The organism is Microbacterium sp. UFMG61, from assembly GCF_015354505.1.
Classification (GTDB): domain Bacteria; phylum Actinomycetota; class Actinomycetes; order Actinomycetales; family Microbacteriaceae; genus Microbacterium.
The window spans coordinates 282,547-290,319 of the sequence record NZ_JACAFP010000007.1 but is presented as its reverse complement, the minus strand read 5'-3'; the positions used below and the strand labels follow the sequence as shown (position 1 = coordinate 290,319).

Below are 7,773 nucleotides of genomic sequence, written 5' to 3'. Positions count from 1 at the left end.
GGCGGAGGGGGGTCAGTCGTCGGTGACGGTGATCTGGACGTCGATGTTGCCCCGGGTCGCGTTGGAGTAGGGGCAGACCTGGTGGGCTGCGTCGGCGAGGGCCTGAGCCTGCTCATGCGGCATCTCGGGAATCACGACCTCGAGCTGCACGGCGAGGCCGAATCCGCCTTCGCCGTTCGAGCCGATCTGCACGCGGGCCCCGACGGACGAGTCGGCGATCTTCACCTTCTGCGTGCGGGCCACCGTCTGCAGGGCCGAGTGGAAGCAGGCTGCGTACCCCGCGGCGAAGAGCTGCTCGGGGTTGGCGCCGTCGCCGCTGCCGCCCATCTCCTTCGGGATCGCGAGGTCGAGGTCGAGACGGCCTTCGCTCGTGGCGACGCGGCCGTTTCGGCCGGCTCCGGTGGCGAGTGCTTCGGCGGTGTAGAGAGTATCCATGGTGTGGATTCCTTCCGGGTGGGGGTGGTGGTCAGTGCGGGGTGGGCGAGGAGTCGGATGCGGTGCTCGAACCGGAGCGCTGAAGTCGTTCGGTGAGCTCTTTCAATTCGGCGATCAGGCGGCGGCGGTCGGCGTCGTCCCGCATGCCGGCGATCTCGGCGACGCGCACGTGCACGGGAGCGACGTCGGTGCGCAGCATCCGGCCCGCCTCGGTGAGGGTGACGACGACGACACGCTCATCGTCGGCGCGGCGGGTCCTGGTCACGTAGCCGGCCTGTTCGAGACGGCGCACCAGGGGAGACAGGGTGCCGGAGTCGAGCTGCATGGCCTCGCCGAGAGATCCGATCGTCTGATCGCCCTCGATCCAGAGGATCGCGAGGACCAGGTACTGCGGATAGGTGAGTCCCCAGGGGGCGAGCAGGGACCGGTACGCCTGCGTCGTCGCGCGGGCAGCGGAGTACAGCGAGAAGCACACCATCTCATCGGTCACGGCCATGCCCCAAGTATTGCACCCGATTAAATTGTGCACAATCTAACTCAGGGGATTCCTAGACTTCGCGCGCCGAGCGGTGACCGACACCCCGTCATGACAGACAGAGGGTGAGAGCGCGAACGCTCCCACCCTCCATCCGAGAACGGATCACTCCGTCGACGTCGTCACCCCGCCGCGGGGGCGAGTTCGTTCGGAGTGACGTCCAGCTCGGCGGTGGCGAGCACCTCGCCCGAGGTCAGGTCGACGGCGTGCACGCTGTTCGCCGCGGGCTCGGTGACGTAAGCGATGTTTCCTGCCACGACGATGGCGGGGTGCGGATCCTGCCACTCGGCCGGGCTCTCCCACGCGTCGACGACCGGGATGCTCTCGGTGATGTCACCCGTCTCGGGGTCGAGCACGTGGATCGATCCGTCCGAGGCGAGGATGTAGGCGAGATCCTCCGGTCCGCGGACCACATCGCGGAACGTGTACTCGACGCCCTCGGGCAGGTCGACGACGTCGTAGGTCTTCGCCTCGGTGTCGATGAGAGTCACCGCGCTCAGCAGGTAGCCCTCGGCATCCACGTCGTTCTTGTAGTCGCCGACGATGATCGGGCTGGTCTCGCTGACCCACGCGTTGCCCATGCGGCCGTAGGGCTGGTCGGGGGCGTCGAGCTTGGTGATCTCACCGTCGGTGTAGAGGAGAGCACCGTTCTCGCAGCCGAAGACCACAGCCTCGTTCGCGGCCGTGCCCTCGCCGTGCACACCGGGGCACTGGTCGGATGCCGCGATCTCGACACCGTCGGCGTCGCGAACGACGATGCCGTTGCGCCCGTCGGCGTTGCCGACCGTGGTCAGGAACGTGCCGTCCTCGAGCAGGACCGACACCCCGTGGTGCGCGTCGACGCCGTCGATCGTGCGCGTCTCGGGCAGCTCGTCGGCAGCCGCGAGGTCGGCGGTGTCGAAGATCGTGGTGTCGCTCGTGCCGTCGGCGTAGAGAATCGTCTTGCCGCCGTGACGCACGACGTGTCCCGGTGTGTCCGCAGCGAAGATCGAGTCGGTGAGCTCCGCGTCGTCCGCGGAGCCTGCTGCGGTGTCGAGCACCTGGAAGCCCTCGCTCATCGTCACCATGACGTGGCGGTCGTCGCCGGCGGGGTTCAGCCGGGTGAACTCCTCGGACTCGAAGTCGGCGACGGTCTCGAGCGTCTCACCGTCGAGGACGAGGATGCCCCCCTCATAGGAGACGGCGAGCCGGGGCCCGGCGTCCGCGGTCGGCTCCTCGCCTGCCGGGGCGGTGGCGCCGGTCGAGGTGGAGCATGACGCGAGGGCGACGATCGCTCCGACCGCCAGGGCCCCCGAAGCGGCTCGTCGGAAAGAGGATTTCTTCATACTGTGTGTCCTTCTTCATGTGGAGGTCTCACTGCGTGAGACCGGTTGTGATGCGCTCGGTGTTGACACGCATCATGGTCAGGTAGTCGGGAGCGCCGCCGTCGTTCTCGGTCAGCGACTCGGTGAAGAGCTCGATCACCTCGACGTGCACATCGGCCTCTGCGGCCAGCGCCTGGACGAGGCGGTCGGGAGACGAGGATTCGGCGAAGATCGCCGAGACGCCCGTCTGCTCGACCGCGTCGACGAGGTCGGCGAGGTCGGACGCCGAGGGCGCCGCGAGCGTGGTGCCGCCCGGGATCACCGCTCCGACGATCGTGAAGTCGAAGCGGTCGGCGAGGTAGCCGAAGACATGGTGGTTGGTGACCAGTGCGCGGCGAGAATCCGGGATGCTCGCGAATGCGGTCGCCATCTCGTCGTCGAGCTGTGTGAGTGCCGTGCGATACTCCTCCACGCTCGTCGCGAGCGCGGTGGGGTCGATCCCGTCGATCGCGCGGAGAGCGGGTGCGAGCGCATCGACGACGTCGACCATGCGTGCCGGGTCGGTCCAGAAGTGGGAGTCCGGCATGCCGGCGGCATCGCCCGCGCTGTAGTCGAGGACCTCGATGGCATCGCCGGCGACGAACGACGGGACCTCGGTCGCGGCGGCCGCATCGAGATGCTGCTGGAGCCCCTCTTCGAGCCCGAGGCCGTTCGAGACGATGAGGTCGGCCTCGCGCAGCGTGGCCGCCTCCTGCGCGGAGATCTCGAAGGAGTGCGGATCGGCGTTCGGCTTCATGAGCGTCATGACCTGGGCCTGGTCTCCGACGATCTCGTCGACGACGTCGCCGAGGATGTTCGTGGAGACCACGACAAGTGGGCGGTCGTCTGCAACCGGGGCACAGGCGGTCAGCGGGACCGCGGCGGCTGCGNGCGCNGCCGCCGCGGCGAGGGTGCGGGGGAGGCGCATGGTCAGCGTCCTGTCTCGGCGACGAAGGCCGGCTCGGTGGCGGTGTCGAAGGTGCGTGCGATACGTGCCCCGTCGGCGTAGTCGATCTCGTACAGCCGACGCTCGGCCGGTGCGCTGAGGTAGGCGCGATGCTGGTCGGCGATGAGCGTCGGGGGTGCGCCATCCGCGAGCGACTCGGAGACGAGTGGCGCGGTCTCGGCGAGCAGCGACCCGTCGTCGGCGCTCAGTACCAGCATCCGTCCGTCCTGGGCCAGCGCGAGCAGATGCCCGCCCTCGTCGTCGACGGCCGTGACCTGCACCAGCGGAACGGGAGCGGTCAGCAGGGTCCACGCGCGCTCGCGGGTGTCGAGCAGACGGATGTCGGTCGGTCCGGCGAGTGCCGCGACGGTGGGTCGCCCCTCGCGGTTGTGGAAGGCCGAGATCGCCGAGGGTGCTGCGCCGTCGGGGAACGGGATCCGCTCAATGCTCAGCTCGCCACCGTCGACATGGGCGAGCAGCGCGCCGTCGTCACAGCCGATCACGGCGCCGACGCGGGTCGTGACGGTTCCGGCGGGATCGGTGCAGGGGTGCTCGATGCCGGTCTCTTCGCCGTCGGAGGCGTAGGCGGCGATCGTCGTCACGGCTCCGTCGTCGGTGTCGGACACGAGCGCGAAGGATCCCACCGGCACGACGAGACCCTCGTGCGGTTCGCGTTCGAACCGGAACAGCTCGCGGATCTCGCCTTTCGACAGGGCCTCGGTGTCGAGCAGCACCGCGTCGCCGGAGCCCGCGAACGAGATCCCCGTGCCGCCCGTGGTCGAGCTGTTCGTGGTGGCGATCGTGGCCGCTCCCTCGCCGTCGACCGCGCCGAGCAGCGTCGGCTCGGCGCGGTAGTAGTGGAGGTGATCCACGTGATCCCACGTCCACACACCGCTGTCGATGATCTCGATTCCGTCGCCGTTGTCCGCGAACAGGTAGCGGCCGTCCGTCGCCACCGCCGACGGTGCCGAGATCGCGCCGATCTCCGTGACGCTCTCGTCGAGGAGATCGAGGTGCGTCACCTGACCGTCGGGATCGATCGTCGTGAGACCGAGCGGAGGCTCGGCCACCTCCTCCGCTCCGGCGATCGCGCCGTGGCCGGCGCCCGTAGCATCTGCGCTCGGGCTCGCCGACGGGTCGGCAGTCGGCTGTCCCGCACAGGCGGCGAGCGACACCGTGAGGATGCCGAGGACGGCGCCTGCCGTCATGCGGGCGGCGCGTGGGGTGACGGGGGTGTGGCGGGTGGACACAGGGACCTTTCGGGTGGCGGATGGTGGCGGAGTCAGCGGGACAGCGCGGGGACAGCGGCATGGGCCGACGGTCGGATGCCGTTCAGCGCGGACCTGGCAGCCCATGAGAGTCCCGCGAGCAGGATCGCCGCGGCGGCGACGGATGCGCCGGCAGCCGTGGCGAGGTACCAGGAGGCGAGAAGACCGAAGAAGACCGCCGCGATGCCGAAGAGGCATGCCAGGAGCATGCGGCTCGGTATGCGCGTGGTCCAGTGCCCGGCGGCGACCGCCGGTGCGAGGAGCAGCCCGACGACGAGCATCGAGCCGACGGCCTGATAGGACGCGACGACGGCGAGCGTCACCAGGCCCACAAGTGCGGCCTGTGCGACTCGCGGGCGGAGTCCGAGCACCGAGGCGATACGGGTGTCGAGCGCGAGAGCGACGAAGGAGCGGTGGCAGATCGTCGCCACGATCACACCGACGGCGGCGGCGGCGGCGAGCAGCATCAGGTCGCTCTCGGTGATCGCGAGGATGTCACCGAACAGGATCGCCGTGGCGTCGGTGGCGAAGCTCCCCGAATGCGAGATGACGATGACTCCGAGCGCCAGCATCGAGACGAAGAGCAGCCCGATGCTGGTGTCGTATGAGAGCTTGGCTCGGCGTTGCAGGGCGCCGATTCCCAGGCTCATCGCGATCGCGCTGAGGGCGCCGCCGGCGAGCACCGGGAGCCCCGATACGGTCGCGAGCGCGACGCCGGGAAGCATGCCGTGCGCAAGCGCCTCGCCGAGGAACGCCATGCCGCGGATGACCACCCAGGTGCCGACGACTCCGCACAGGACGGCGACGAGTGAGCCGCCGATCAGCCCGCGCTGCACGAAATCGAGCGCGAACGGGGCGAGGAGAGGGAGAGGGGAGGTCACGTTCATCGACCCTAGACGTTTTTGATAATGATTATCAAACTCGTATGTTTGAGACATGACTCCGCCGAACATGACCATCGAACCGCTCGTCCGGCTGTCGAACATCCACGTCGCCTTCGACGGGCGTGATGTGCTCTGCGGTGTCGACCTCGAGCTCTCGGCGGGAGTGCTGACGGTGATCGCGGGGCCGAACGGCGCCGGAAAATCGACCCTTCTCGAAGTGGTGGCGGGCACGCGCGAGCAGCGGCGGGGGGACCGAACGACCTCTGGGGCGATCGCATTCGTTCCGCAGCGTGCAGCCATCTCCGAGCGCCTCCCCGTGACGGTGCGCGATGTCGTCAGCGTGGGGGCCTGGGGGCGCCTCGGCTGGTGGCGTCGCGTGGATGCCGAGGCGCGCGAGCTCATCGAGGGTTCGATGAGGCGACTGGGGATCGAGGCTCTCGCAGCCACTCCGTTCGCCGCGCTGTCCGGCGGGCAGCAGCAGCGCGCGCTGCTCGCCCAGGGGCTGGCCCGGCGTGCCGACCTGCTCCTGCTCGACGAACCCACGACAGGGCTCGATGCCGAGAGCGCGCTGCGGATCCGCTCAGTGCTGCGCGAGGAGGTGAGTCGTGGTGTTGCGATCGCATGCGTGTCGCACGATTCGGCGCTGCTCGGAGATGCCGATCGCACCGTCCGACTGCGCGAGGGGCGGATCATCTCCGAACTCGACCCGTCCTGAGTTTTTGCTAGCTAAGCTAGTAGTCATGGAACGATACGAACGTCTGCGCTGGGCGGGCCTGGTCTTCATCAGCATCGCGGTCTCGTTGATCATCGTCGACTCGACGATCGTGAACGTCGCGATCCCGGCTATCGTCGACGACCTCGGCATCACGTCGACCGAGGTGCAGTGGGTTCAGGAGTCGTACACCCTGGTGTTCGCCGCACTTCTGCTGGTCTTCGGCAGTCTCGCCGACAGATTCGGACGGCGCCGCGTGATGGTCATCGGCGTCATCGTGTTCGCGGCGTCTTCGGTTCTCGCGGCCTCGGCTCCCGACGGGGGGATGCTGATCCTCGCCCGCCTCGCCCAGGGTGTCGGCGGTGCGATGATCCTGCCCACCACCCTGTCGATCATCAACGCGACGTTCCGCGGACGCGAGCGGGGGATCGCCTTCGCGGTGTGGGGCTCGACCATCGGTGGGATGGCAGCAGTCGGTCCGTTGCTCGGCGGATGGCTCACGACCGCGTTCTCGTGGCGGTGGGCGTTCGGCATCAACATCCCGCTCGGGATCATCATCGTCGTCGGTGTGCTGCTCACGGTCGCCGAGTCTCGCAGCGACCGCACCTCGAAGATCGATGTGGTCGGCGCCATCCTCTCCGTCGTCACCATGGGCAGCCTCGTGTTCGGGCTGATCGAGGGCCGCACCTACGGGTGGTGGCTCGTCGATGAGCGGCTCACGATCGGCGGCTGGACATGGCCGTTCGACCTCTCGCCCATCCCGATCGCCTTCGCACTCGCGGTGATCGCCCTGATCGCTTTCATCGCCTGGGGAGTGCATCGCGGACGTCAAGGGAAGTCGACGCTGCTCGCGCTGCGTCTCTTCTCGATCCCGTCGTTCCGCAACGGCAACATCGCGGCCACCGTGGTGTCGCTCGGCGAGTTCGGCATCATCCTCGCTCTGCCGCTGTGGCTGCAGTTCGTGCTCGGCTTCGATGCGCTGCAGACCGGTCTGCTGCTGCTCGCGCTCGCGATCGGATCGTTCGTCGCCAGCGGCGCAGCCGGTGCGGCCAGCGGCAGGATCGCACCGGTGTGGGTCGTGCGGGCCGGACTCGTCGCCGAGATCGTCGGGGTGGCGGGCGTCGGCTTCGTCATCGGACCGGATGCCTCGTGGGTGCCGCTCATTCCGTTCCTCTTCGTCTACGGCCTCGGCGTCGGGCTGGCCACCGCCCAGCTGACCGGAGTGGTGCTCGCCGACGTCCCCGTGGCGGACAGCGGAGCGGCATCCGGAACACAGTCCACGTCGCGGCAGCTGGGTGCTGCGCTCGGCGTCGCCGTGCTCGGCACCGTTCTCTTCACCAGCACCGCCGGCATCCTGTCGTCCTCTCTCGAGGCTCGAGGTCTGCCTGTCGAGCAGCGGGACCAGATCGTGTCGTCGGTCGTCGACAGTGCGGGCGCGGCGATCAGCGGCCTCGAGGCTCAGCCCGACATGGCCGAAATCGCCGACGACGCCAAGGCGGCGTTCTCTGATGGCACCCGCTTCGCCGCATGGACGGCGGCCGGGTTCCTGTCCCTCGGGCTGCTCTCGACGATCTCTTTGGGGTCTACAGGGGTGGACCGGAGACGATCGGAAGCGCCCGAAGGCGCGGGCCCAGGTCAACCTGCCTGAGC

At 68.8% G+C, this 7,773-nt stretch carries 8 protein-coding genes; 2 read left to right on the top strand and 6 right to left on the bottom strand.

What is annotated here, in order from left to right; all coding sequences use genetic code 11:
* Positions 1-12: 12 nt before the first annotated feature.
* The 6 genes from IXW21_RS11075 to aztB all read right to left on the bottom strand — a co-directional run bounded on the left by IXW21_RS11075 (position 13) and on the right by aztB (position 5,408).
* Positions 13-435, bottom strand: a complete 423-nt coding sequence (locus IXW21_RS11075; protein ID WP_194764305.1) for an organic hydroperoxide resistance protein — start codon at positions 433-435, stop codon at positions 13-15.
* 31 nt (positions 436-466) lie between these two features.
* Positions 467-931, bottom strand: coding sequence for a MarR family winged helix-turn-helix transcriptional regulator (locus IXW21_RS11070; protein ID WP_194764304.1), 465 nt, complete (start codon positions 929-931; stop codon positions 467-469).
* Between the two features lie 161 nt (positions 932-1,092).
* On the bottom strand, positions 1,093-2,295 hold the full coding sequence (gene aztD / locus IXW21_RS11065; protein WP_194764303.1) for a zinc metallochaperone AztD: 1,203 nt from the start codon (positions 2,293-2,295) through the stop codon (positions 1,093-1,095).
* Between the two features lie 28 nt (positions 2,296-2,323).
* Positions 2,324-3,241, bottom strand: coding sequence for a zinc ABC transporter substrate-binding protein AztC (gene aztC, locus IXW21_RS11060; RefSeq protein WP_194764302.1), 918 nt, complete (start codon positions 3,239-3,241; stop codon positions 2,324-2,326).
* Positions 3,242-3,243: 2 nt separating this feature from the next.
* On the bottom strand, positions 3,244-4,509 hold the full coding sequence (locus IXW21_RS11055; protein ID WP_323742226.1) for an ABC transporter: 1,266 nt from the start codon (positions 4,507-4,509) through the stop codon (positions 3,244-3,246).
* Between the two features lie 32 nt (positions 4,510-4,541).
* Entirely contained in the window at positions 4,542-5,408 is an 867-nt protein-coding gene (gene aztB / locus IXW21_RS11050; protein WP_416361096.1) for a zinc ABC transporter permease AztB, read from the bottom strand.
* A gap of 55 nt (positions 5,409-5,463) precedes the next feature.
* On the opposite strand from aztB, the gene aztA reads away from it, so the two are divergent.
* Together aztA and IXW21_RS11040 are read left to right on the top strand one after the other, a co-directional pair.
* On the top strand, positions 5,464-6,126 hold the full coding sequence (gene aztA / locus IXW21_RS11045; RefSeq protein ID WP_228528394.1) for a zinc ABC transporter ATP-binding protein AztA: 663 nt from the start codon (positions 5,464-5,466) through the stop codon (positions 6,124-6,126).
* A 25-nt stretch (positions 6,127-6,151) separates the two neighbouring features.
* Positions 6,152-7,771, top strand: a complete 1,620-nt coding sequence (locus IXW21_RS11040; protein ID WP_194764300.1) for a DHA2 family efflux MFS transporter permease subunit — start codon at positions 6,152-6,154, stop codon at positions 7,769-7,771.
* The last annotated feature ends 2 nt before the right edge of the window (positions 7,772-7,773 follow it).